The sequence below is a fragment of the Actinomadura rubteroloni genome, from assembly GCF_002911665.1.
GTDB lineage: Bacteria > Actinomycetota > Actinomycetes > Streptosporangiales > Streptosporangiaceae > Spirillospora > Spirillospora rubteroloni.
The window spans coordinates 2,097,760-2,121,634 of record NZ_MTBP01000001.1 but is presented as its reverse complement, the minus strand read 5'-3'; the positions used below and the strand labels follow the sequence as shown (position 1 = coordinate 2,121,634).

Genomic DNA, 23,875 nt, shown 5'->3' with positions numbered 1-23,875 from the left:
GGCCACGGCCGGTGCCGACACGGCCCACGATCAGCAGTCGGCTTTCACAACATTGACGTTCGAGTCTGTCCCATGTCGGTGGCACGTCGCCCCAGCAACTGGGAGAGATGGTGAACGGATTTATCGGCCGGGTGTTGAGCCCGTCGGTGGCCGGAACGGTCGCGGGTGTTTCGCTCCTGGGCTCGGCCGTCGGGTGCATGACCGTGGCTAACGCGGAGACTACGCGTCCCAAAGCGTCGTTGGAATACAAGGTGAACGTCAACAAGCCCGACGGACTGAGCGGGTACGTGTTCTACACCGCCGGTCTCGGCGGGGTCAATGACAATGACCAGCAGCCGACAGGCGGCAGCGGCACCAACTCGATGCCGAAAAAAGGAAAGAAGGGCGCCGGGTCGGTCGCCAGAATCGCGACCAAGTCGGGTCAGGTGGTGTACCAGCGCGCCGCGCCCGAGGGCGAGCGGATCAACAACTTCCGCACCCAGACCTACCGGGGAAAGCCGGTGCTGACCTGGTGGCAGGGACAGTCGCAGGGCGGCCACGGTGTCGGTACCGACTTCATCGCCGACGACCACTACAACGTCATCGCCGGCTTCACCCCGGCCGGCATGCCCGCCGACGCGCACGAGTTCCGGCTCACCACCGGCGGGGACGCGCTGGTCACCTCCTACGTCGAGAAGACCGCCGACCTGACGTCCATCGGCGGCCCCAAGGACGGCAAGGTCTATGACTGCATCGCCTCGGTCATCGACGTCGCCACCAAACGGACGCGGTTCCAGTGGGACGCGTTGCAGCACGTCCCGGTCGCCGACACCTACGCCGCCTACAAGTCCGGGCAGGTCCTCGACCCGTATCACATGAACTCCATCGCGCTGGATCCTTCGGGAAACCTGGTCATTTCCCTGCGCCACACCTCCACCATCTACAACATCAACCGGACCACCGGCGCGATCAATTGGCGGCTGGGCGGCAAGCACTCCACCTTCGCCCTCGGCCGGGGCGTGCAGTTCTCCTACCAGCACGACGCTGAAATGCCCGACGCCACCACTCTGTCGATGTTCAACAACAACGACGGCCCGCAGGTCCAGAGACCTCCCGGCCAACGTCGGCTCAGCAGCCTTGAATGGATCCACCTCGACGTGGCCACCCGTCAGGCCACTCTGATCCGCAATCAAACCCATCCCGACGATCTGTGGGCCGCCGCCACCGGCAACATGCAAGCCCTGCCCAACGGCAACGCCTTCGGTAGCTGGGGCAACGCCGGGCATATCTCGGAATTCGCTCCCGACGGGCAGATGCTCTACGACGCCGTCCCGGCCATGCGCACCTATCGGGCGTACTTCGACCCCTGGCGGGGATCACCTGCCACCCCGCCTCGGCTGGTCCTGCCCGCGCAGGGAAAGACAGACGCGCGGGCGATCTGGAATGGCGCCACGAACGTCACCCGATGGCGGGTTCTTCACGGCCCCACCACCACCGACCTGACGCCGCTCACCACTGTCGCCTGGAGCGGCTACGACACTGCCGTCCCGCTGGGGCAGGAGGCATCCGGCTACTACCAGCTTCAAGCTATGGACGCCCATGGCCGCGTGCTGGCGCAGACCGCGCCGGTTCACTGACCGCACCGCGAAAAGCATCGACGGCCGAAGCTGTGCCGCTCCGTTGTTCTTGCCGGGTTCGTCCTCCGCGAGAAGGCGAACTCGGCGCCGGAGCAGTTTTGCGGGCGGTGCAGGCTCGGTCCGGCGATGTCGCTGCCGCCCGGCCGAGTGCGGGCGGCAGCGACATCGCCGTGGGTCAGTCGAGGTTGTGCCGGATCTTGTATTCGAGGGCGTAGGCGAGCTTGCCGGGCTTGGCGTCGGTGTAAGGACGGCTCAGCTTGGCGAACTCGCCCTTGGCGGCGGCCTGGCCGGCGTTCCACTGGTCGAGGACGCCGAGCTGCGCCGCCGTGAACCCGCCGCCGATGATGGTGTTCTTCGGAAGGGCCGTCATCGTCTGCGTGAGCGACTTGACCGTGGCCAGGTAACCGGCGGCGTCGGTGCGGTTCCAGGACGTCAGGTCGATCGGCTCGGCGTCGCGGACCCAGCTCCCCCAGTAGAACTCCTGGAAGGGCACGTCGTTCTGGGTGTAGCCGATGTCGCGGCCGAAGTAGAGCAGGCTGCGGTACGGGTCGTCGGTGAAGTTGGCCAGGCCGACGCTGTCGGGCAGCTTGTTCACGGTGGTCGTCGTGCCGTCGGGGTTCTGGAGGTAGACCCACTTCCGGTCGGTCATCGCCGTCCAGAAGTCCTTCCGGGTCAGCGTGCTGAAGTTGGCCAGCACGCGCAGCCGGACGTGCAGATTGAGGCCGCCGTCGGGCGTCTCGGCGAACGACGTGAGCGTGTGGTGCCCGTCGGTCAGGTATGGACGGCCGCCGGGCCCGATGACGACGGTCTTCATCGCCGCGACGCTCGCAGGAGTCTCGCCGCCGACCGGGAGTTCGCAGGTGAACGACGACGGGTCGTCCAGGCGGGCGCCGGGGGACGCCGAGGCGGCGGCGACGCGCCCGTCGGCCTCGCACCAGTCGTCGAACTTCTTGTTGATGGCGTCCTTGCCGAGCGTGTAACGACCGAGCTTGTAGTACACCTCGTCGTACCCCAGCGACGGCTGGGTGGGGTGGACGTCCCCGATACGGACGTCGAGCAGGTCACCGGCCCCCGCGCACAGGTACGGCGCATACGGGGTGTTCCGGTCGTCGTGCCCGCAGAACGACGGCCTGGCCCCGGGCACGCCCGGGGCACCGCTGGCCGGCCCGGCGGCGGCCAGGCCGCCTCCGGCGACGGCGGCCAGCGCCGCCCCCGCCACCGAGGCCCGGACGGACATGGATGTGAAACGCATGAGACCTACTCCTTGAAGGCGGGGCGCAGACCGTCGGCGCGCCCCCGAGCCGCGGCGGCACCGGCGCCCGCGACGTCGGCGCAGCTCAGCCGACGTCCGCGACCGCCCGCTCCGCCTCCGGAGACCTTCGTGAGCGCCGGTTCCGCGACCACGTCCACCGGATGAACACCCCGAATACGACGCCCGAACACTCCCCCACCCGTGACACTCCGCGCTCACGACCAACGCGCCGGAGCGACGCACGCGACATGGCTGGACACGACGGCAGACCTCACCGCGTTCACCGCCTCCCGCGCCCGATCGGCCGACGCGACCCGGTTGGGCGTGGGGCCTGGGAGCGCTCTCTGCGCTGAGCAGAGGGCGCTTCGGGTGGTCAGGTGAAGGTGATGGTCTGGGAGGTGGGGGTGGCGGTCATGTGGAGGCGGTTCAGGGGCCCGGCGGGGGCCGGGTGACGGGTTTTGAGGTGTTTGCCGCGTTGGGGGTGGGCAGCGGTGGTGGCGCCGCCGGTCGCGGTTCCTTCAGCCACCGTCAGGGCCAGAAGGGCGCCCGGATATTCGGGGCCTGTGTAAGGGACAACTATCCGGCCGCCTTCTTTGGTCTGTTCGATCCAGGCCGGGGGGATCGTGTGAGCGCCTGTCGTGGATATGACGCGGTCGAAGGGGGCATGGTCGGGGGCGCCTTTTTCCAGGGGGCCGGTGATGACGGTGATCCGGTCGGCGACGTCGGCCCGGGGCAGGGCGGCGGAGGCCGCTGCGGCGAGTTCGGGGACGGTCTCGACCGTTGTCACCAATGCTCCGGCCTCGGCCAGCAGGGCGGCGGTGTGGCCGGTTCCTGTGCCTATCTCCAGGACGGACATGCCCGGCTCCAGGTCCAGGGCGTCCAGCATTCGGCGCCAGACCCGGTCGGGGATGACGTCGCCGTTGTCCGCGCTGGTTGCTGGTTTGCTGTGCTTTCCCACGTGACCGTCCTTTCCGTGCCGTTGGCCGCGGCCAGCGTAGGACGGGCGTGCCGTACGGACGAGCGGAAAAGCGAACTACCCCCTAATTCCCATCTGGACCATCTGTCGCTTCGTGCCCTTTCTTGAGAACGCCCGAGCCCTCTCTCTCGGGCGGAGCAGGGGCGCACTCGGTCGAGGGCACCGGGGGCGAACGCCCCGGATCGCCGCCGTGCGGCGGCGGAAACCCGTTGCTTTTCCGGGCCGGGACGGGCACGGTCGGGCGGTGGAACTGTTCCAGATTCGCGCCGACCACGACCGGGACTCGATCGTCGTCTACCAGGCGTACGGGAAGGCGATCGGCGGGGCGGCGGTCGCGGCCGGACGGTTCGTGCCGCCGTTCTCCCGCACCCGGATGACGTGGATCAAACCGTCCTTCCTGTGGCTGATGGCGCGCAGCGGATGGGCGCGCAAGCCCGGTCAGGAAATGGTCCTCGGCGTCCGGATCAGCCGCGCGGGGTGGGAGAGCGCCCTGGACCGCGCGGTGCTCACCGGCCCGGACCGGTCGGTGTTCCGGGACGCGGCGGAATGGCGCGCCGCGTTCAAGAGAGCGACCGTCCACGTCCAGTGGGATCCCGAGCGGACGATCCACGGCGCCCCGCTGGACGCGCGCAGCATCCAGGTCGGGATCAGCCGGCACGTGATCGGCGAGTACGCCGACACGTGGGTCCGGGAGATCACGGACCTGACGCCGCTCGTCCGCAAGATCCACGGGCTGCTGCTGGACGGCCGCACGAGCCGCGCCAAGGCGCTCCTGCCGAAGGAGCGGCCCTATCCCTTCGTTGCGCCGCACCTGCGGCTGGGTGCTTGACTGGGCGGCGGATCGAGGAGGTCGCGATGATCAGGGTCGTGCTCGCGGACGATCAGGTGCTCGTCCGCGCCGGGTTCCGCGCGCTGCTGGACGCGCAGGACGGCGTCGAGGTCGTCGGCGAGGCCGGGACCGGGGACGAGGCCGTCGACCTGGCGCGGCGCGTGCGTCCCGACGTGCTGCTCATGGACATCCGGATGCCGGGGCTGGACGGGCTGGAGGCCACGCGGCGCATCACCGCCGACGCCGCGCTCGCCGACGTGCGGATCGTCATCCTCACCACGTTCGAGCTGGACGAGTACGTGTTCGAGGCGCTGCGCGGCGGCGCGTCCGGCTTTCTCGTGAAGGACACCGAGCCCGTCGAGCTGGTCGCGGCCGTGCGGGCGGCGGCGCGCGGCGACGCGCTGCTGTCCCCCGGCGTCACGCGGCGGCTCATCGCCGAGTTCGCCGCGCGGGCCAAGGAGCCCGTCGTCGCGCCCCGGCTGAACGCGCTGACCGACCGGGAACGCGAGGTGATGACGCTGGTCGGCGAGGGGCTGAGCAACGACGAGATCGCGGCGCGGCTCGTCGTCAGCCCTGCGACCGCCAAGACGCACGTCAGCCGCACTATGATCAAACTCGGGGCGCGGGACCGCGCGCAGCTCGTCGTGTTCGCCTACGAGTCCGGGCTCGTCAAGCCCGGCTGGCTGCCCTGACCCGGCCCCGCCGATGGGCTGTCGCCACCCGCACCGACGTGACAAGGTGGGTGGCCTGCGAGACGCCCCCGACCCGCGGAGGATGACGGTGCAGGCGAATTCCGCGAAGGTCCTGGCCGTGGACGACCGCGACGAGAACCTCATCGCGCTGACCGCGGTGCTCGACGCCCTGCCGGTCGACGTCGTGGCCGTGACGTCCGGGCAGGACGCGCTGAAAGAGCTGCTGAACGACGAGTTCGCGCTCATCCTGCTGGACGTGATCATGCCAGGGATGGACGGGTTCGAGACCGCGCAGCACATCAAGGGACGCGCGCGGACCCGGGACGTCCCGATCATCTTCCTCACCGCGACGGGCGACGCGGGCGACGACGCGTACCGGGGCTACGCGGCGGGCGCCGTGGACTACCTGACCAAGCCGTTCGACCCGTGGCTGCTGCGCGCCAAGGTGTCGGTCTTCGTGGACCTGCACCGGCGCGAGCTGGAGGTCCGGCGACGGGCGGAGCTGCTGCGGCGCGCTCTGCAGGACGACGGGGGCGAGAACGTTCCCGCGCTGCTGTCGCGGCAGGTCGGGCAGGTGGAGGCCGCCGTGGCGCGGCTTCGGGCCAAGGACGCGGCGCTGCCGCTGTCGGACGTCGAGACCCGGCTGGACGAGCTGCGGACGACCGTCCGGGCCCTGCAGTCCTGACGTTTTTGTCACCCGGCTTCGGGTTTGCTGGACGTTCCCTGACTAGTTTGTGCAGGTTGGTGCTGGTTTCTTTACCTTCTGGGGTTTGGTGCAAGTAAGTACTTGAGGGTAACTTGCGAGAGGTTCATCACTTTTCGCGCACTCTCGTACCGGAGCGTCCCCTATGTCCGAAACCCCCGCCGCGTCCCTCGGCCGGACCCGCTGGAAGCGGTTCGCCGCCCTCGCCGTCCCCGCCGCCGTCGGCGCGGGCGCGCTCATGTTCCTCACCGGCCAGGGCGCGGTCGCCTCGTCCTTCGCCGTGTCCGGGAGCAGCTTCAAGGTCCGCGCCTCGTCCCTGGAGGGCGACGGGTTCGTCCAGTACGGCGGGGCCGACGAGAGCAAGGACGGGCAGAAGCACCCCGTCCAGATCTCCGGCATCAAGCACGCCACGATCCGGGACATGTGCCAGTCGATGAAGGTCGGGCCGTTCACGCTGCGGCTCACCGCCGGGACCGGCAAGGACCCGGTCGAGGCCACCGACCTCGTCCTCGACGTCGCGCAGCTCGACGCCAACGCCTCCTTCCGCGACATCCAGATCGGCCGCGACGCCAGCACCCTGGACGCCGGGCCGTCCGGCGCGCGCGGCGCCACCGGCATGTTCGGCCAGCAGGCGTCGCACGTCACGCTCACCGACGTCAAGCAGGTCGCCTGGGCGACGACGGCCGGGACGTTCAAGCTCAACAACCTCAGCATGAAGCTCGGTGGGGAGTGTTTCTGACCGTGGCCCTTCAGACGCGTCCCGCGCCGCGCGGCTTCCGGCGCTGGCGGCGGACCCGGCCGTTCTGGGGCGGGCTGCTCGCCGTCCTCGCCGGCGCCGAGCTGATCGCCATCCCGCTCGCGCCGATGCCGCTCGTCGTCCACCAGGGCATGGCCGGCGTCGCGAGCTGGCTGATCGGCGCGCTGCTCGCCGTCGCCGGGGTGCTGCTGTGGACGCAGCCGCAGCAGCGGGCGTTCTACGGCATTCTCGCGGTGCTGCTGTCGCTGGTGTCGTTCCTGACGTCCAACTTCGGCGGCTTCCTGGTCGGGATGCTGCTCGGCCTGGTCGGCGGCGCCCTCGGCTTCGCCTGGACCCCGACCGCCCCCGCCGCGGAAGAGCCGGAGGAGGCGGAGGTCGTGCGCGCGACCGGCGGTCCGCGCCACGGACGCCTGGCGGCGTTCGCCGCCCCCGCCCTGCTGCCCGTCGCCGCGGGGCTGCACTTCGCCGCGCCGTCGCCGAGCGCCACGCCCACGCCGTCCGCGACGCCGAGCGCCTCACCCGCGCCGAGCGCCACGCCGACGCCGAGCGCCACCCCGACGCCGAGCACCACCCCGACGCCGTCGGCCACGTGCCCGGCCAAGCCGTCCGGGACGGCGGAGGCGGAGACGCGCGCCTACCTGGACGCGCTGAAGAAGGCTCCCGCGTCCTGCGCGCCGACCGCCAAGACGGCGACCGCCGCCGGGCCGTCCTTCGCCGCGGACGCGACGACGCTCAAGGCCGGGTCGCTCACGATGACGGGCCTCAGCTACGACGGCGTCGCGTCCCTGAACACGGCGTCCGGCACGGTGAAGGCGCTGAAGTTCAGCATGAGCAAGGCCGACCTGAAGGACGTGGACCAGCGGACGGCGCACGGCGGCACGACGTCCGTCCTGAGCACGCCCGGCCTGACGTTCACCGGCGACGTCGTTATGTACACGACCAAGATGTCGGCGAAGGTCCTCGGCATCCCGCTGACGTTCACCCCGGCGAGCCCGCCGCCGCTCGTCCTGCCCGTCATGCAGATGACGGACGTGGTCTCCGAGCAGCCCGCCGTCCAGGCCGACGACACCGCCATCACCGGCCTCGCCCAGCGCGTCTGACCGGTCTCAGGCCAACGGCGTGGTGATCACGGTGTTCGGACGGGCCATGCCCTCGTCGTGGTTCACGCGCTGGCGGACGATGAAGGCGCCCGCGAGGACGGCGGCGACCGCGACGATGACGGCGATCGTCACGACGATCATGGTGCGGCGGCGTTCGCGGTCGTAGGACGGCGTCCGGTCGGGCCAGTGGGGATAGGACGACGAGCCGTCCCAGCCGCCCTGGTTGGACGGGCGGGGCTCCCACGCGTTCGGTTCCAGGAGCGTCCGCGCCTCCTGCTCGTGCGGGACGGGCGGGGGCGTCGGGGGCGGGGTCGGCTCGGGGGTCCACGAGCGCGGGTCGGGGCGCGGGGCGCGCCGGTCCGGGGGCTGGTCGTGGGACGTGGGACGGGACGGGCCCGGGTCGCGGGACAGGGCGCGTCCGGGTTCGCGGCGGGTCACCGGTTCCAGTTCGGCCGAGTCCAGCACGGTCGAGGCGGACCTGTCGTCGGTGACGGTCTTGGCCGAGAAGCCCGACAGGTCGTCCAGGACGGTGTCCTCCACGACCGTCGAAGGCGGCGGGGGCATGGAGGCGACGCGGGTCAGCAGCGGGCGCGCCTCGTCCGGGCTCATCCGGTGGCGGGGCTCGCGGGCCAGCAGGCCGTCCAGGACGGGCGCCAGCGGCCCGGCGTTGCGCCCGCGCGGCACCGGCTCGGTCAGCGCGGCCTGCAAGGACGACATCGCGTCGGAGCGTTCGTAGGGCGAGTGGCCCTCCAGCGCGGCGTAGAGCGTCGCGCCGAGCGCCCACAGGTCGGACGCGGGCACCGCGCGCTCCCCCGCCGCGCGCTCGGGCGGGATGTAGGCGGGCGAGCCCATGACCAGGCCGGTCTGGGTGAGCGTCGCGTCGCCCTCGACCTGCGCGATGCCGAAGTCGGTGAGGACGACGCGGCCGGAGTCGGTGATGAGGACGTTGCTCGGCTTCACGTCCCGGTGCAGGATGCCCTTCTCGTGCGCGGCGCGCAGCGCGGCGAGCATCTGGAGGCCGATCTCGGCGACGCGGCGGTGCTCCAGCGGCCCCAGCTCCAGCAGGTCCTGCAAAGAGCGGGCGCGGACCAGCTCCATGACGATCCACGGCCGGTCCCGCGCCTCGACGACGTCGTGGACGGTCACCACGCCCGGGTGGTTCAACCGTGCGGACGCCCGCGCCTCCCGGAACGTCCGCTCGTAGAGGACGCCGCGTTCGGCCGCGCTCAGACCGGGCGGCAGCACGACCTCCTTGACCGCGACCTCGCGGTCGAGGGTGAGGTCGTAGGCGCGCCACACCGTGCCCATCCCGCCCCGGCCCACCACCGCGTCGAGGCGGTAGCGGCCGCCGAGGAGACGATCCTGTGTCATGTTCCGCCCGGTCTCCCCGTCGCCCGCCGTGTTCTCCGGCCGAGGGCGCGCGGGAACGCCTCGCCGTCCTGCCGTCTGTCGCTCAGTCGGACGCGTCCGCGCGCCCCACGGTTTCATTGCACGCCCTGCGGGGCCGTGCGTCCACGTTATTGTTCACGGTTCGCGGGGTCGGTCTCCACTGGCCGGAGCGAAACATACACCCCGTCACGGACGGAAGCCGTGGAGGGACCGCAGCAGGAGCGGGCGCCGCGACGACGACCGCACCGGATAGGCGACCATCACCGCGTAGTGCCGCCCGTTCGCCTCGACGCCCCGGGTGACGGCCCGCATCGCGCCGTTCATCCACGTGTACTCCAGGTCGGCGGCCTGACCGCCGTCCGCCCAGGTCAGCGAGACGTGCCGGTAGCCGGGGAGACGGCCGTTGGCGCGGGCCTCGGCCTCGAAGTCCTGCCAGTGCGTGTAGGGGTCGCCGGTCCAGGGCGTCTCGTCCACGAGGACGTAGGCCTTGGTGGCCGGATCGGTCCAGGAGCGGCGGTACGGCGGGTCGTCCTTGACCGTCCAGCCGGCGGGGACCGGAAGCTCGTAGCCGTTGTTGGACGCGAGCCGCATCCCCGCCGGGACCTGCGGTTCCCCGGCGGGCGCGGTGGTCCGCGCGGCCGGCGTCGTCGGTGCGCCGGTCGTGACGGTGATGGACGGGTCGTCGGCGCGCGGCGTCGGCGTGTCCTTCTTCGGCCACAGCGCGTACGCGAGGACGCCCGCCGCGACGGCCGTGAGCGCGATGCCCGCGAGCACCGGGACGAACGGCGACCGGCGGCGCGGCGGGGGCGGCGGCAGCGGGACGTCCCAGGTCCGCGACGGCATCGGCACGGGACCGGGCGCGGGCACCGGGCCGGCGTCCAGCGCGGTCCCCCCGGGCGAAGGCGGCGGCGCGTACGGGAGCGGCGCGGTGACCTGACCGGCCGCGACTGCGGCGAGCGCGGCGTCGGCGTCGTCGGCCGTCAGCCGCCGGACGGGGTCGGCGTCCAGCAGCCCGAACAGCACCGGCGCCAGCGCGCCCGCGTTGCGCGGCGGGTCCGGCGGCTGGGTCATGACGGCGGCGAGGACGGCCATCGCGTCCGTCCGGTGATGCGGCGGCCTGCCCTCGACGGCGGCGTACAGCGTCGCGCCGAGCGCCCACAGGTCCGACGCGGGCAGCGCCTTCTCGCCGCGCACCCGCTCCGGCGACATGTACGCGGGCGACCCCATGATCAGCCCGGTGCGGGTGAGGGTCGCGTCCCCGGCGAGCTGCGCGATGCCGAAGTCGGTGAGGACCGCGCGGCCGTCCCGGGTGAGCAGGACGTTCGCGGGCTTCACGTCCCGGTGCAGGATCCCGATCGCGTGCGCGGCGCGCAGGGCCGCGACGAGCTGGCGGCCGATCCCGGCGGCGCGGTCGGGCGCGAGCGTGCCGTCCTCGTCGACGACCTCCTGGAGCGAGCGCGCGTCGACCAGCTCCATGACGATCCACGGGCGGTCGTCGGCGTCCACCACGTCGTGGACGGTCACCACGCCCGGATGGTTGAGCCGCGCGGACGCCCGCGCCTCGCGCAGCGTCCGCCGGTGCCGCTCGCGGCGCTCCTCGTCGTCCAGGGACGGGTGCAGCAGCACCTCCTTCACGGCGACCTCGCGGTCCAGGGTCTCGTCGTGCGCGCGCCAGACCGTGCCCATGCCGCCGTGGCCGACGACCGAGACGAGCCGGTACCGTCCGGCGAGGACGGTGTCCTGCGCTCCCTCCGACATGACGATCCTGTTCTCTCGTGCGACGGCTCAGCGGGCGGGGGTGAAGAACGCGAAGACCGGTTCGAGCGCGGCGATCCGTCCGGACCAGCCGGCGTCGGGGAGCGTGACGAGGATCGCGTAGCCGCGCCCGTTCGCGACGAACCCCCGGTTCAGCACGTGCGCGCGGCCCCAGCCGAGCGCGTGCGTGAACTCCCAGTCCGCCGACTTCGCGCCGTCGCCGGTGTCGGGGACGGGCGGGTGGTCCCCGGTCGGCTCGATGCGGATCCGGTCGTAGTCCCGGAAGCCCCGGCCGCCGTTCTCCTGCCGCCGCCAGTCCTCCAGGGCGCTGCGGCCGGGGCTGGAGGTCTGCGCGATCTGGATATAACTGTGGCCGTCGGGCCCGTAGAAGTAGTCGCCGTACTGGCGGTGCTTGGGGCCCGTCCAGCCGTCGGGGATCGCGACGGTGTAGCCCGTCCGGTCGCTGTAGCGGTGGAAGCCCTTCGGCAGGCCGGGCGAGACGGTCGAGACCGGGCGCGTCGTGAGCGGCGACGACGGCGGGGCCGCCGCCTTGTGCTGCGTCGGCGTCCCGGACGGTTTCCCCGACGGCTTGCGGTCGTGCCGGGTGTTCGCGTACACGATGCTCGCGACCGCGACCAGCACGACGAGCGCGATCACCGCGATGAGCAGCGCGTTGCGGCCGGGCGCGGCCAGGCCGGGCCGCCCCGCCGGGGACGTGCCGGCCGGCCCCGGGTCGGGCACCGGCAGGCCGACGCGCGTCCGGTCGGCGGGCGGTTCGGGACGGCGCTCGGCGGGCACCTCGACGGCCAGCGTGCGCTGGTCGTCCACGGTCTCGCGCCGGACGATCTCGTCCAGCAGCGCGCCCGCCTCGATCGCGTTCATCCGCTGGTCGGGGTTCTTGCGCAGCAGCCCCTCGATGACCGGGGTGAGGCGCCCGGCGCGCGACGGCGGCTCGGGCTCCTCGGTGATGACCGCGACCAGCGCCGCCATCGGCTCGTTGCGCTCGAACGGCGACCGGCCGTGCAGCATCGCGTACAGCGTGACCCCGAGCGACCACAGGTCGGACGCGGGACCGGCGGTGCGGCCCCGGGCGCGCTCGGGCGCGATGTAGGCGGGCGAGCCCATGACCAGGCCGGTCTGGGTGAGGGTGGCGTCGCCCGCCGCCGTCGCGATGCCGAAGTCGGTGAGGACGGCGCGCTCGCCCCGTCCGGTCGATCCGGTGACGAGCACGTTGCTCGGCTTGACGTCGCGGTGCAGGACGCCCGCGTCGTGCGCGGCGTGCAGCGCGGCGAGCATCTGCCGGCCGATGTCGGCGGCGCGCCGGACGTCCAGCGGGCCGTCCTGCTTGATGACCTGGTCGAGGGAGCGGGCGTGGATCAGCTCCATCACGATCCAGGGCCGGCCGTCCTCCTCGACGACGTCGTAGACGGTGACGACGCCGGGATGGCCGAGGCGCGCGGCGGCGCGGGCCTCGCGGAACGTCCGCTTGTACTGCACGGCGCGTTCCTCGTCGGTGAGCCCGTGCGGGAGGATGACCTCCTTGACGGCGACGTCCCGGCCGAGGACTTCGTCGTGCGCCTTCCAGACCGCCCCCATGCCGCCGCGCCCGACATGGTTCACCAGTCGGTAGCGACGGGCGAGCAGGTGCTCGCCGGTGGTCTCATTCGGCATATCCGCGACCATATCGACTTTTGATGACACTCTTGGACCCGCCCCGCACGCCGTTACCCCCTACCCGATGGGACGCCCGGAACCGCGCGCTGGTTCGCGGACGCCGCCCCTGAATGAAGCACGATGGACGTGACACCCGGTACAAAGAAGACGACACGGCAGAGCCACGACGGGGGGCGCATGGCGACGAACGGTCTGCGCGGCGAAGGCAGGAGCCTGATCGAGGCGTCGCCGACCATCTTCTTCTGGTTCACCCGGCTGTCCGGTGTCCTCTCGCTGCTGTCGTGGGTCTCCTACGGTCTCATCATCGAGCTCACCGACATCTGGGCTTTGCGATGGATCGGTTATCTCGGATGGTTCCCGAGCGTTCCGGTCGGTATGCTGTGGATCCTGCTGTCGATGGGCGTGCGACGGCGCAAGAAGGCGGCGTGGCGGCTGCTCGTCGCCGTCTTCGGGTTCTACTCGGCGCTGAGCGCGGTCGGGCTCGTCCGTGCCGTGTTCGGGGCGAAACAGCCCGAACCGTACGGACTCGCCGTCACCGCCGTCGTGTACGGCGCCGCGCTGTGCCTCGTCATCGCCTCGCGCGGCCAGTTCACCACGCTCCCCGACCGGCGCAACCGGCGGCTCGCCGTCATGGTCTTCACCGGCCTGCTCATCGTGACGCTCGGCGTCGGAACGCTCCTGGTCACCCTGTTCGACCGCGACCGCAACGGCGGGTTCTGGACGCACCCGCTCTACGCCGTCGCGCAGACCGTCCTCGGCCCGCGCGTCACCGGCAAGCCCATCGACGTGAGCGTCCCGCTGTGGGTGGACGCGATCCTGTGGCTGCTCGGCACCGGGCTGCTCGTCGTGACGTTCTGGGCGCTGTTCCGTCCCGGCCGCCGCGACGCCGTCCTCAGCGCCGAGGAGGAACTCGCCGCCCGCGCGCTGCTGGCCGAGTACGGCGACCAGGACTCGCTCGGCTACTTCGCGCTGCGCCGCGACAAGGACGTCATCGTCGCGCCCAACGGCAAGGCCGCGATCGCCTACCGCGTCGAGGGATCGGTGTCGCTGGCCAGCGGCGACCCCCTAGGCGACCCCGAGTCCTGGGACCAGGCGATCGAGGCGTGGCTCGGCGAGTGCCGCGCGCACGCCTGGATCCCCGGCGCCGTCAGCGTCGGCGAGCGCGCCGCCCGCGCCTACCGGCGGCACGGCTTCGACGCCCTCGAACTCGGCGACGAGGCCATCATCGACCTGTCGGAGTTCAGCCTGGACGGCCGGGAGATGCGCCAGGTGCGCCAGGCCGTCCGGCGCGTCGAGCGGGCCGGGTACACCGTGCGGATCCGGCGGCACTCGCAGATCCCGCGCTGGGAGATGGCCGAGCTGATCCGCAGCGCGGACGCCTGGCGCGGCGAGGAGACCGAGCGCGGGTTCTCGATGGCGCTCGGCCGGCTCGGCGACCCGACCGACGGGCGCTGCGTCATGGTCGAGGCGTTCGACGCGTCCGGACGGCTCCGGGGGCTGCTCAGCTTCGTCCCGTGGGGCCGCACCGGGCTCTCGCTGGACCTCATGCGCCGCGACCGCGCCGCCGAGAACGGCCTCAACGAGTACATGGTCGCCAAGCTCGCCGAGAAGGCCGCGTCCGTCGGCGCGCAGCAGCTCTCGCTGAACTTCGCGATGCTGCGGTCGGCGTTCGAGCGCGGATCGCAGATCGGCGCCGGGCCGGTCGCACGGCTGTACTACAAGCTGCTGTCGTTCGCGTCGCGGTTCTACCAGCTCGAATCGCTGTACCTGGCCAACGCCAAGTACCTGCCGCTGTGGCGGCCCCGGTTCATCTGCTACCGGCAGAGCCGCCACCTCGTCCGGCTCGGCGTCGCCTACGCCCGCGCCGAGGGGTTCCTGCCGAGCCTCAGCCGGCCCCGGCTGGACCGTGCCGCGCACGCCGCGCCGTCGGAGGACCTCGTCGCGCGCATCCAGAAGATCGACGCGGAGGCCGACGCGCGGCGCGCCCCCCGGCGGCGGCTGTCGGAGCAGGAGCGCGTCCGGTACGCCAAGCTCGACCGGATCCGCGCGGCCGGGATGGAGCCGTATCCGCTCGGCTTCGACCGGACCGACTACGCCGCCGGGATCCGCGAGCGGTTTCCCGCGCTGCCGCCCGACACGCGCACCGGGGAGGCCGTGTCGGTCGCCGGACGCGTCGTGCTGGCCCGCGAGCACGGCCGGCTGATCTTCGTGACGCTGCGGGACGAGACCGCCGACCTCCAGGTCATGCTGACCGCCGACGCGACCGGCGCAGACGCCCTCGCCGCGTGGAAGGAGCTGATCGACCTCGGCGACCAGGTCGGCGTGACGGGCGAGGTCGTCACGTCCCGGCGGGGCGAGCTGTCGGTGCTCGCCGCGTCCTGGACGCTCACCGCCAAGTGCCTGCGCCCGCTGCCCGGCAAGCGCAGCGGCCTCACCGACCCCGAGGCCCGCGTCCGGCAGCGGTACGTCGACTTCATCGTCAACGGCGACGCGCGCGCGATGCTGCGGATGCGCGGGGACGCGATCGGGGCCGTCCGGGACGTGCTGCGGGAGCGGTCCTACCTGGAGGTCGAGACGCCGATGCTCCAGCCCGTCCACGGCGGGGCGGCGGCGCGTCCGTTCACGACCCGCATCAACGCCTACAACATGCAGCTCTACCTGCGGATCGCGCCCGAGCTGTACTTGAAGCGGCTGCTCGTCGGCGGGATCGGCAAGGTGTACGAGCTGAACCGCAACTTCCGCAACGAGGGCGTGTCGCACAAGCACAACCCCGAGTTCACGATGCTTGAGGCCTACGAGCCGTACGGGAACTACGACACGATGGCGGCGCTCACCCGCGACCTGGTGCTCGCCGCGTCCCGCGCCGCGCTCGGGACGACCGTCCTGCGGCGCGGGGACCGCGAGGTCGACCTCGCCGCGCCGTGGGGCGAGATCACCGTGTACGGGTCGGTGTCGGCGGCGCTCGGCGAGGAGATGACGCCGGACACGCCGCTCGCCGACGTCCGGCGGCTCGCCGAGGCGCGCGACCTCAACGTCGACCCGGCGTGGGGGCAGGGACGGATCGTCCAGGAACTCTACGAAGCGCTGGTGGAGCCCACGCTGGCGGCGCCGACGTTCGTCCGGGACTTCCCGGCGGAGACGTCGCCGCTGACCCGTCCGCACCGCGACGACCCGCGCCTCGCCGAGAAGTGGGACCTCATCGTGTTCGGCCTCGAACTCGGCACGGCCTACTCCGAGCTGATCGACCCGGTGCTCCAGCGGCGGCGGCTCACCGAGCAGTCGCTCGCGGCGGCGGGCGGCGACCCCGAGGCGATGGAACTGGACGAGGACTTCCTGCGCGCCCTGGAGTACGCCATGCCGCCCGCCGGGGGCATGGGCATGGGCATCGACCGGCTGCTCATCACGCTGACCGGGCGCTCGATCCGGGAGACGGTGCCGTTCCCGCTCGTCCGGCCCGGCCAGTGACCGCCGCGCGCCCGACGCCGGTCAGAACGTCTCGACGACGGCCGGGGCCACCGGGAACGGGTGGGAGCAGGCGGGGCACACGGTGTCCCCGAACAGGTGCCGGACGTACTCGGCGAGGCCGGTGAAGCCCCGGTCGGCGAAGGCCGTGTGGAGGCGGGCGCCGATGCCGTCCAGCGCGGCGGCGTCGGCGGGGCGCAGCGGGGCGCGCGGCGTCGTCCGGCCGCCCACGTAGTCGCCGTCGCTCGCGAAGTAGCCGAGGCCGTCGTAGTCGAGGACGACGAACAGCGGCGTCTCGCAGCCGGGGCAGACCGCCTCGAACTCCTGCCCGGCGAGGCGTTCGAGGTGCTCGCCCCAGAACGGGACGCCCTCGAACGCCAGCAGCGCCTGGAGCAGGTAGACCGTGTCGTCGGGGTCGTTCGCGGCGGCCAGCGCCTCGCTCGTGAGGCGGTGCAGCGTCGTCCGTTCGGCGGGCGCGTCGTCCTCCAGCCCCACGACGATGGCGCCAGCCAGCGCGAGGACCATGACCCGGTCGGCGGGGTCCCAGCGGGCCGCCGCCTCGGTCAGGCGGGGCAGCGCGGCGAAGCTCGCCGAGTACACCGTGCCCTGGTGGCACAGGCGGGACCACAGCTCGTCCCAGACGTCGGCGGTGCCGTCGGGGACGAGGGCGTCCAGCAGGGCCGGGACGTCCCCCGCCGGGCCGTAGGCGTGCTCCAGGTTCGGCCAGTCGGGTTCTTCCACGCCCCGGACGTTACGCGCCCCCGCCGACATTCCGCTCGGCCGCGGCGCCGCCCGCGCCGACCAACCGGGTGTTGGCGCCGGCCGCGAGCCAGCGGTCCTCGAACTCGGCCAGGCGGCGGCGCGCGAACCGCGTCACGACCGTCGGGACGACCGCCCGCGCGGCCTGGAGCGCGGGCAGCCACGCCTGCCCGTACACGTGCGGGCTGCGCCGGACGATCCCGCGCGCCAGCCGCTCGGCGGTCGGCTCCAGCGGGTAGGTGCGGTTGGCGGGGAACGGCAGGGACGCGCGCATGTCGCGGAGCGCGGCGTCCTGATCGGCGCCGCGCACCATGTCGGTGTCGGTCCAGCTCAGGTAGCCGATGCCGACCGTCACGCCGTGCGGGGCCAGCTCGGCGCGCAGGCAGTGCGCGAACGCCTCGACGCCGGCCTTGCTCGCGCAGTAGGCGGCCATCATCGGCGCGGCGCACAGCGCGGCGAGCGACGCCACCTGGAAGAAGTGGCCCTTCGTCTCGCGCAGCGCGGGGACGAACGCGCGGGCGGTCGCCGCGCTGCCGAGCAGGTTGACCTCGATGACGCGGGCGAACGTCGCCGCGTCGGAGTACTGGACGGGGCCGCCGGTCGCGATGCCCGCGTTGGCGACGACCAGGTCGATCCGGCCGAACCGGGCGGCGACGTCCGCGGCCGTCGCGTGCATCGCGGCGTCGTCGGTGACGTCCACGGTCCAGTGCGCGGCGTCCGGGCCGCAGCTCTGCGCGGCGGCGGCCAGTTCCTCGGGCTCAAGGCCGAGCAGCGCGACGCGGGCGCCCCGCCGGGCGAGCGACCGCGCCAGCAGCAGACCGAGACCGCGCGCCGCCCCCGTTACCACCGCCACCTGGCCGGAAAGGTCTTCGTTTCGGGTCATCTTGCCTGCACCTGCCCTGCGTCCACGTCTCGATCCCAGTTCCAACTGGGAGCGTAGACCACGGGCTCCGCGCTGTCAGCCCCCGGGTCGCGGGGTGCCGAGGCGGGCCCGCAGCTCCGCCGCCTCCCGGCTGATCCGGCGGTCCATCGCGCGGCCGAAGTGCTCGTCGGCGACCGTCCGCGCCACCGGGCGCAGCCGGTCCACGACGGCCGCGAGCCGTTCCAGCTCGGCGTGCGTCGGCGGCTCGGGGAGGCGGTCCACCAGGTGCGTCCGGACGAGCTGAACGAACCCGAACGCCATCCGGTCGTAGGCGGCCTCCAGCTCCCAGGAGATCGCGAGGATGGACCGCAGCGGGATCCCGGCGCGGACCAGCTCGGCCGTCGCGTCGAGCAGGCGGCGGCTCGTGTGCAGGAGGCGGTCGCCGTCCACGACCAGGTAGCCGAGTTCGACCGCCTCGCGCAGCACCTCGTCGGTGACCTGCTCGCCGAACAGCCCGGCCAGCTCGTCCGGGGAGATCTCGGTGGGGGTCTGCTCGGCCCACGGCGCGGACGTCCACTCGTAGCCGAGCAGCTCGGTCACGTCCCGGCCCTGGCCGGCGGCGGCGAACAGCTCCTCGATGCCGTCCAGGCGGTGGCCGCGCTCGACCAGCTCGCCGATCAGCCGCAGGCGGTCCAGATGCGCCGTCGAGTACCACGCGGTACGGCCCCGGCGCACCGGCGGGGGCAGCAGCCGCCGCTCCTGGTAGTAGCGCAGCGTCCGGACCGGCACGCCCGCCGCGGCGGCCAGCTCCTCCACGCGGTACTCGGCCCGTGTCTCGTCCATGCCCGGGAGGATACGGGCAGCGCCCGGGAGGCCCGGGAGGCCCGGGAGGTCGGTCGGGGTCGGTTGGTCGGGGTCGGTTGGTCGGGGTCGGTTGGTCGGGGCCGGTTGGTCGGGGCCGGTTGGTCGGGGCCGGCCGGCCGGGGCCAGCGCAGCCTCAGTCGACGCTGGCGCGGTAGGTCTCGACGGCGAAGCGCAGGCGCGCCTCGACCAGGCCGTCCTCGCTCGGCGGGCAGGACAGCTCGCCGCGCGCCCGCTCGACCAGCGCGTCGTCGTCGGCGGCGCGGTCCTCGGCGGCGAGTTGCGCGACCAGCGCCAGCAGCTCGGGACGCTTGTAGGTCACGATCGACCGGCCGTGCGCCTCGGACTCGTCCGCGCGCTCGGGCTCGGGGCCGGGCTCGTCGGCCAGCGACCGCACCTTCGCGAACCGGTCGCGCAGCAGCGTGTAGAGCGTCGTGGTCGGGGTGACGAGGTCGCGCAGCGCGGGCGGCAGCGCGTCCGGTGCCGGGGACCGCTCCGGCGGCGGCAGCGGCGGGCCCGCCGCGCCGAGCAGCACGACGCGCGGCGCGAGCCAGAGCAGGAACAGCGCCTCGGCGCCCGCGCCGTGCTCGCCGTCGACCAGGACGACGTCGAAGGAGTCCGGGCCGGGCGGCAGGACGTCCGGGACCTGCCAGAGCGGGACGATCCACGCCGGGACGACGCCGGGACGGTCGCTCCACGCCTGCCACGCGCGGGCCGCGGTCAGCTCGGCGGCGAGCGCGCGGTGCCGGTCGGCGGCCTCGGCGGCGTCCGCGCGCAGCGTCTCCGGCGACGGCGCGACCGGCGCGGGGCCGGGGAGTGCGGCGGCCCGCCACGCCTCGTCCCAGGTCGCGACGCGGTCCGTCCAGTCCTCGCCGTCGCGCAGCAGGTCGGCCAGCTCGGAGTGGACGAACTCCACGCGCTCCAGCAGCTCGTCCCGGCGGAGCTGCGCGGCGCGCCGGTGCCGGGCCTCGGCGAGCCCGGCCAGCGCGTGCCCGTACGCGGCGGCGTCGCGCGCGTCGATCGCGGCCCGCGCGGCGGTCAGCTCGGGCGGGTCGCTGCGCGAGACGGGGATGGAGTCGCGCAGCGCGGCGAGGTCGCCCGCCGCCCGCTCGATGCCCTGGCCGAGCAGGACGTGCTCCAGCCCCGCCGAGTAGCCGTACCACTGGAGCGGATGGGTGATCTGGACCGGCAGCCCGGCGGCGGCGATCAGCTCGACCGACTCCTCCACCGCCGGCTTCACCGACCGCACCCGCTCCAACCGCAGATGGGCGCGGCGGAACCGCGCGACGCGCTCGGGCAGCGGCACGTCGGCGGGGAACGACACGCCCGCGTCCTCCCACGCCGCCTGCAGCTCGCGGCAGGTCAGCAGGACCATGACGTGGGTGTGCAGGGCGTCCAGGCGGTCCACGGTGACGACGGACTCGCCGTCCACGAAGCAGCCCGCCAGCAGTTCCGTCGGGCGGTGGACGGGCACCCGCAGCACCCCGCGCCGGGGCGCGACGCCCGCCGCGATCTGCCCGCGCAGCTCACGGGCGTCGGCGGCGAGCAGGCGCAGCGGCGGGTCGCCGGGGGGCAGCTCGATCAGCCGTCCGGCGATCGTCTCCAGCGCCGCCGCGGCCTCCTCGGCGCGGTCGGTCAGCTCCTCCACCCGCGACCACACGCCCGGCCGGCGCCGGGCCAGCAGGTCGGTGAACGCGCGGACGGTCGGGTCAGTGTGCTTCCATCCCGCCGGATGCCCGGTCAGGCCGAGGTCGCGCAACGCCGCGTTGACGACCATCGCGCGCGCGTCGAGCTGGGCGAGGACGCTCGTGTCGCAGCGGCGCAGCGCGGCGGACACCTCGGTGTCGGCGGCGCCCGCGCGCTCGGCGGCGGCGGCCTCCGCCTCGATGAGCGTCCGGACGTAGGGGGCGCTCGGCAGCGTGCCCGGATCGACGTCGCGGTGCCCGGTGCGGTCCGGGCCCCGGTCGGCCAGCAGCCGGACCAGCTCGGCGGCCTCGGGCGCGCCGATCGGCGGCGTCTCCGGCAGCCCCGGACGCGGCGGGATCCAGGACGGGACGGCGGCGGGCTCGTCCCCGGCCTCCACCCGGTCGAGGCGTTCGCGCAGTTCGGCGGCCTCTTGTTCGGCCTCGGCGGTGCGGGCGGCCAGCTCGTCCACGCGGCGGCGCTGCGCGGCCGGGTCGGCGCCCGCCGCGCGGCCCCGGATCGCCTCGGCGACCAGGCCGGACGTCGTCGGCAGCGCGCACAGCTCGGCGATGCCGGGCGCGAGGGCGGCGTGCAGGCGGGCGGCGGACGCGGCGTCGGCGGTGACGGCGAGGACGCGGCTCCCCCGGCCGAGCAGTTCGGCGACGAGCCGGGGCGTGTCGGTCTCCTCGGCGCTGAGCAGCGGGGACGGCGCGTCGGCGGCGAGCAGCGCGCCGAACCCGGCGGGCAGCCACGGCTGGGCGATGATCTCGTCGTAGTAGGCGGCGACGGCGGCGCGTCCGGGCGGGCGGACGACCAGCGCGGGGGCCAGCCGCAGCCGCGCCGCCGGGACGGACGCCGGATGCTCGGGCGCCCAGTCCTCCCGGAAGGCGATGTCCTCGTCGATGAACGCCACGCCGCTCCACTTGCGCAGGACGTCCGAGACCGACGCGTTCAGCCCGAACCCGCGCCCGTTCTCGACGGCGTCGCGGACCCACGCGGTGCGGTCGGGGGTGAAGCCTTCCACGCCGTCCAGGAGTTCGCGGTCGCGCAGGCCCGTGCCGCCGGACAGGACGACGTCGACGCGCTCGGACCGCTCGTCCACCACGATCCGGACGGGCGTCGCGAGCAGATGGTCGCGGACGGCGCCGCGCGTGAACAGCCCGGTCGCGAGCACGACCTCCTCGCCGCGCACGGCGGCGAGGTCGCGCAGGGTGCGGTACCAGTGCCGCAGCGCCAGCCACCCGTCGAACTCCTCGATGACGGCGGGCGGGCTGAGCGGGATCATCGGGACGCTGAACAGGACGTCGCCGGGGCCCGCGTCGGTCTCGACGTAGACGTCCCCGGGAAGCTCGGCGAGCCAGTGGACGCGCTCGTAGGCGGCGAGGTCCCGCGCCGGCCCGCGGCGGGCGCGCGCGAGGTCCCGCAGGAACCGCAGCAGCGGTCCCCGATCGGCCCCCGGCCCCTCCTCAGGCACCGCGGCTCCCTCCCCTGCACGTCGCTGAGCCCGATCTAACACCCTGCGCCGACGGCTTCCAAGAGACGAAGAATGATCTTGCTTTACGGGACAGGGAGCCGTCGGCGTCCTGTGGCGCGCGACACTGGCGCGCCGGACGGGCTCATGCTATGCGACCGCGAACCCCGCAGGTCAGGCGCGGGTGAGCAGAGATGAGAGGGTGGTCAGATCGTCCAGGACGTACGTCGCCTCCGCGAGCGCCGGATCGCCGGACTGGATGTGCCCCCACGGCCCCCGGCGCAGGAACGCCGCCTGCATCCCGTAGGCCAGGGCGGGCAGCACGTCGTTGTCCACCCGGTCGCCCACGTACAGGATGCGCTCCGCCGGGACGCCGGCCAGCCGCGCGCAGCGGGCGAAGAACTCCGGGTCCGGCTTCTCGACGCCCCACGCGGCGGAGATGCCGACGACGTCGGCGGGCAGGTCCAGCGCGGCGATCTGCTCGACGGCGGCCGGCGGCTGGTTGCCCGCGATGCCGACGAAGAGGCCCTGCGCGCGGAGCGCGGCCAGGCACGCGCGGGCGTCGGGGTACAGGTCGGACGCGCCGAAGCCGTTCGGGACGCCCGCCTCCGCCCGCAGTTCCTCCTCGCGGTCCAGGTCGAAGCCGGGGCGGAAGTGGCGGAACGCGTCCATCGCCGAGCCGCCCGTCGCGAGGAACGCGCCGAGCCGGGTGAGGAAGGTGTGGCGCGGGACGCCCAGCCAGTCGGCCCAGCGGCCGTAGATCTCGTTCTCGCTGATCAGCGTCTCGCCGACGTCGAAGAAGACCGCTTCCACCGGCGCGGGGGGCGGCGGCGTCACGGCAGGTCGACCGACTCTCCGGGCGCGAGGCGGCGGAAGTCGCCGCCGACGTCCTCGCCCGCCTTCCCGACGTGCATCGTGACCACGGGGAGGCCGTTCTCGTTCAGCAGGCCGTCGTGGATGGCGTACGCGCGTGCGGGACGGATCGCCCGGACGTACTCGTACATCTCCGGGACCTTCATCCACGGCGCGTTGGCCGGGAGGCACAGCGTCGGGACGGGCTCGTCCGGAATGGTCAGCGCGTCGCCGGGATGGAACACCTCGCCGTCCACCAGGAACCCCGTGTTCGGGATCGGCGGGACGTCCGGGTGCAGGATCTCGTGGTCGCGGCCGTACACGTGGACGTCGAAGCCCGCGACCGTCACCGCGTCGCCGTGCCCGACCTCGTGGACGCGTTCGCCCACGTCGGCGATCTGCGCGGCCACGTCGCGGGACGCCCACACCTCCAGGCGCGGGTCGTCGGCGAGGGCCTGCCGGACGCGTTCGGGGACGAAGTGGTCGAAGTGCTCGTGCGTGAGCAGGATCGCGTCCGCTCCGTCGAGGATGCCCGGTTCGTCGCTGAAGGCGCCCGGGTCGATGACGATCGCCCGTCCGTCCTTCTCCAGCCGCACGCAGGCGTGGCCGAACTTGGTGAGCCGCATGATCGTCATCCTTTCACGCGGCCGGCGATCACCGCGCGGCGAGCACGACGAGCAGGACCGCCACGGCGAGCGCGAGCAGCGTGAGCGCGCAGAACGCCGCGACGACCGCGCAGCCCAGCCGGCGCGGGCGGGCGCGGTCGTCGGAGGTCACACCGCAAGCCTGCCAGACGCCGGGGCCGGGACGACGGCGCGTCCCGGCCCCGGCGGACGGCGGCTCAGACCGGCTCGGTGCCGTCGGCGATGGTGAACGCCACGTCGCCCTGCGGGTCCACCTGCGCGTCGAGCGTCTTGTCGTTGAGCAGGACCGCCACCTCGGGGTCCAGGTACACCTTCGCGCCCTCGGCCTCGACGACCTCGTCGCCCGCCTCGGGCGCGGGCGCCACCGACAGGCGCAGGGCGTCGGAGCCGTTGAGGCCGGACTCGATGCGGATGCCGGTGTCCGGCGGCAGTTGCGGGTCGGCGGTCACGGTCCGGATCACCTGGACGGCTCCGGTGGTGAGCGTCAGCATGTGGGCGGGCTCCCTTGAAAGGCTCATCGGACCTGACCCACCCTCCC

General features: G+C 73.4%; 20 protein-coding genes. 7 read left to right on the top strand and 13 right to left on the bottom strand.

Going from position 1 to position 23,875, the window contains the following annotated elements; all coding sequences use genetic code 11:
- Window positions 1-239: 239 nt before the first annotated feature.
- The gene (locus tag BTM25_RS09370; protein WP_205648013.1) at window positions 240-1,616 is read left to right on the top strand and encodes an arylsulfotransferase family protein; all 1,377 of its coding nucleotides are present in this window, start codon (window positions 240-242) and stop codon (window positions 1,614-1,616) included.
- A gap of 175 nt (window positions 1,617-1,791) precedes the next feature.
- Here the strand turns inward: BTM25_RS09370 and BTM25_RS09365 are convergent, their stop codons facing one another.
- Together BTM25_RS09365 and BTM25_RS09360 are read right to left on the bottom strand one after the other, a co-directional pair.
- Window positions 1,792-2,868: a ParB/Srx family N-terminal domain-containing protein gene (locus tag BTM25_RS09365; RefSeq protein WP_205648012.1), complete on the bottom strand. Its 1,077-nt coding sequence runs from the start codon at window positions 2,866-2,868 to the stop codon at window positions 1,792-1,794.
- A gap of 373 nt (window positions 2,869-3,241) precedes the next feature.
- Complete coding sequence (locus BTM25_RS09360; protein ID WP_235828312.1) at window positions 3,242-3,826, bottom strand: protein-L-isoaspartate O-methyltransferase family protein; 585 nt, start codon at window positions 3,824-3,826, stop codon at window positions 3,242-3,244.
- 262 nt (window positions 3,827-4,088) lie between these two features.
- Between BTM25_RS09360 and BTM25_RS09355 the strand changes: the two genes are divergently transcribed.
- The 5 genes from BTM25_RS09355 to BTM25_RS09335 all read left to right on the top strand — a co-directional run bounded on the left by BTM25_RS09355 (window position 4,089) and on the right by BTM25_RS09335 (window position 7,925).
- Window positions 4,089-4,673 carry a DUF4291 domain-containing protein gene (locus BTM25_RS09355; protein WP_103562283.1) on the top strand — a complete coding sequence of 195 codons (585 nt, stop codon included), beginning with the start codon at window positions 4,089-4,091 and terminating at the stop codon, window positions 4,671-4,673.
- Between the two features lie 26 nt (window positions 4,674-4,699).
- On the top strand, window positions 4,700-5,365 hold the full coding sequence (locus BTM25_RS09350; RefSeq protein ID WP_103562282.1) for a response regulator transcription factor: 666 nt from the start codon (window positions 4,700-4,702) through the stop codon (window positions 5,363-5,365).
- Window positions 5,366-5,453: 88 nt separating this feature from the next.
- Window positions 5,454-6,050: a response regulator gene (locus BTM25_RS09345; RefSeq protein ID WP_407923373.1), complete on the top strand. Its 597-nt coding sequence runs from the start codon at window positions 5,454-5,456 to the stop codon at window positions 6,048-6,050.
- 163 nt (window positions 6,051-6,213) lie between these two features.
- On the top strand, window positions 6,214-6,807 hold the full coding sequence (locus BTM25_RS09340) for a DUF6230 family protein (protein WP_103562280.1): 594 nt from the start codon (window positions 6,214-6,216) through the stop codon (window positions 6,805-6,807).
- Between the two features lie 2 nt (window positions 6,808-6,809).
- Window positions 6,810-7,925 carry a DUF6114 domain-containing protein gene (locus tag BTM25_RS09335; protein WP_103562279.1) on the top strand — a complete coding sequence of 372 codons (1,116 nt, stop codon included), beginning with the start codon at window positions 6,810-6,812 and terminating at the stop codon, window positions 7,923-7,925.
- A gap of 6 nt (window positions 7,926-7,931) precedes the next feature.
- Here BTM25_RS09335 and BTM25_RS09330 read toward each other — a convergent pair whose 3' ends face one another.
- From BTM25_RS09330 to BTM25_RS09320, 3 genes are all read right to left on the bottom strand, one after another.
- A complete protein-coding gene (locus BTM25_RS09330; protein ID WP_103562278.1) occupies window positions 7,932-9,296 on the bottom strand; it encodes a serine/threonine-protein kinase in 1,365 nt (454 codons plus the stop codon).
- Between the two features lie 204 nt (window positions 9,297-9,500).
- Entirely contained in the window at window positions 9,501-11,072 is a 1,572-nt protein-coding gene (locus BTM25_RS29925) for a serine/threonine-protein kinase (protein ID WP_103562277.1), read from the bottom strand.
- Between the two features lie 27 nt (window positions 11,073-11,099).
- Complete coding sequence (locus tag BTM25_RS09320) at window positions 11,100-12,740, bottom strand: serine/threonine-protein kinase (protein ID WP_235828311.1); 1,641 nt, start codon at window positions 12,738-12,740, stop codon at window positions 11,100-11,102.
- A 180-nt stretch (window positions 12,741-12,920) separates the two neighbouring features.
- Here BTM25_RS09320 and lysX point away from each other — a divergent pair, with 180 nt between their 5' ends.
- The gene (gene lysX, locus BTM25_RS09315) at window positions 12,921-16,208 is read left to right on the top strand and encodes a bifunctional lysylphosphatidylglycerol synthetase/lysine--tRNA ligase LysX (protein WP_205648011.1); all 3,288 of its coding nucleotides are present in this window, start codon (window positions 12,921-12,923) and stop codon (window positions 16,206-16,208) included.
- Between the two features lie 21 nt (window positions 16,209-16,229).
- On the opposite strand, the gene BTM25_RS09310 is transcribed toward lysX, so the two are convergent.
- The 8 genes from BTM25_RS09310 to BTM25_RS29590 form a co-directional block, all read right to left on the bottom strand.
- Complete coding sequence (locus BTM25_RS09310) at window positions 16,230-16,946, bottom strand: hypothetical protein (protein WP_103562275.1); 717 nt, start codon at window positions 16,944-16,946, stop codon at window positions 16,230-16,232.
- Between the two features lie 10 nt (window positions 16,947-16,956).
- Window positions 16,957-17,847, bottom strand: a complete 891-nt coding sequence (locus BTM25_RS09305; RefSeq protein WP_103562274.1) for an SDR family oxidoreductase — start codon at window positions 17,845-17,847, stop codon at window positions 16,957-16,959.
- Between the two features lie 75 nt (window positions 17,848-17,922).
- Window positions 17,923-18,669, bottom strand: a complete 747-nt coding sequence (locus tag BTM25_RS09300; RefSeq protein WP_103562273.1) for a MerR family transcriptional regulator — start codon at window positions 18,667-18,669, stop codon at window positions 17,923-17,925.
- Between the two features lie 154 nt (window positions 18,670-18,823).
- Window positions 18,824-21,844 carry a hypothetical protein gene (locus BTM25_RS09295; RefSeq protein WP_103562272.1) on the bottom strand — a complete coding sequence of 1,007 codons (3,021 nt, stop codon included), beginning with the start codon at window positions 21,842-21,844 and terminating at the stop codon, window positions 18,824-18,826.
- Between the two features lie 171 nt (window positions 21,845-22,015).
- Window positions 22,016-22,678: an HAD family hydrolase gene (locus BTM25_RS09290; protein WP_103562271.1), complete on the bottom strand. Its 663-nt coding sequence runs from the start codon at window positions 22,676-22,678 to the stop codon at window positions 22,016-22,018.
- Window positions 22,675-23,319, bottom strand: a complete 645-nt coding sequence (locus BTM25_RS09285; RefSeq protein ID WP_103562270.1) for an MBL fold metallo-hydrolase — start codon at window positions 23,317-23,319, stop codon at window positions 22,675-22,677. Before BTM25_RS09285 ends, BTM25_RS09290 begins: the two co-directional genes overlap by 4 nt.
- Window positions 23,320-23,347: 28 nt before the next feature.
- Window positions 23,348-23,470 carry a hypothetical protein gene (locus tag BTM25_RS30685; protein WP_268877649.1) on the bottom strand — a complete coding sequence of 41 codons (123 nt, stop codon included), beginning with the start codon at window positions 23,468-23,470 and terminating at the stop codon, window positions 23,348-23,350.
- A 64-nt stretch (window positions 23,471-23,534) separates the two neighbouring features.
- On the bottom strand, window positions 23,535-23,855 hold the full coding sequence (locus tag BTM25_RS29590) for a Fe-S cluster assembly protein HesB (protein ID WP_168212067.1): 321 nt from the start codon (window positions 23,853-23,855) through the stop codon (window positions 23,535-23,537).
- Window positions 23,856-23,875: the final 20 nt, after the last annotated feature.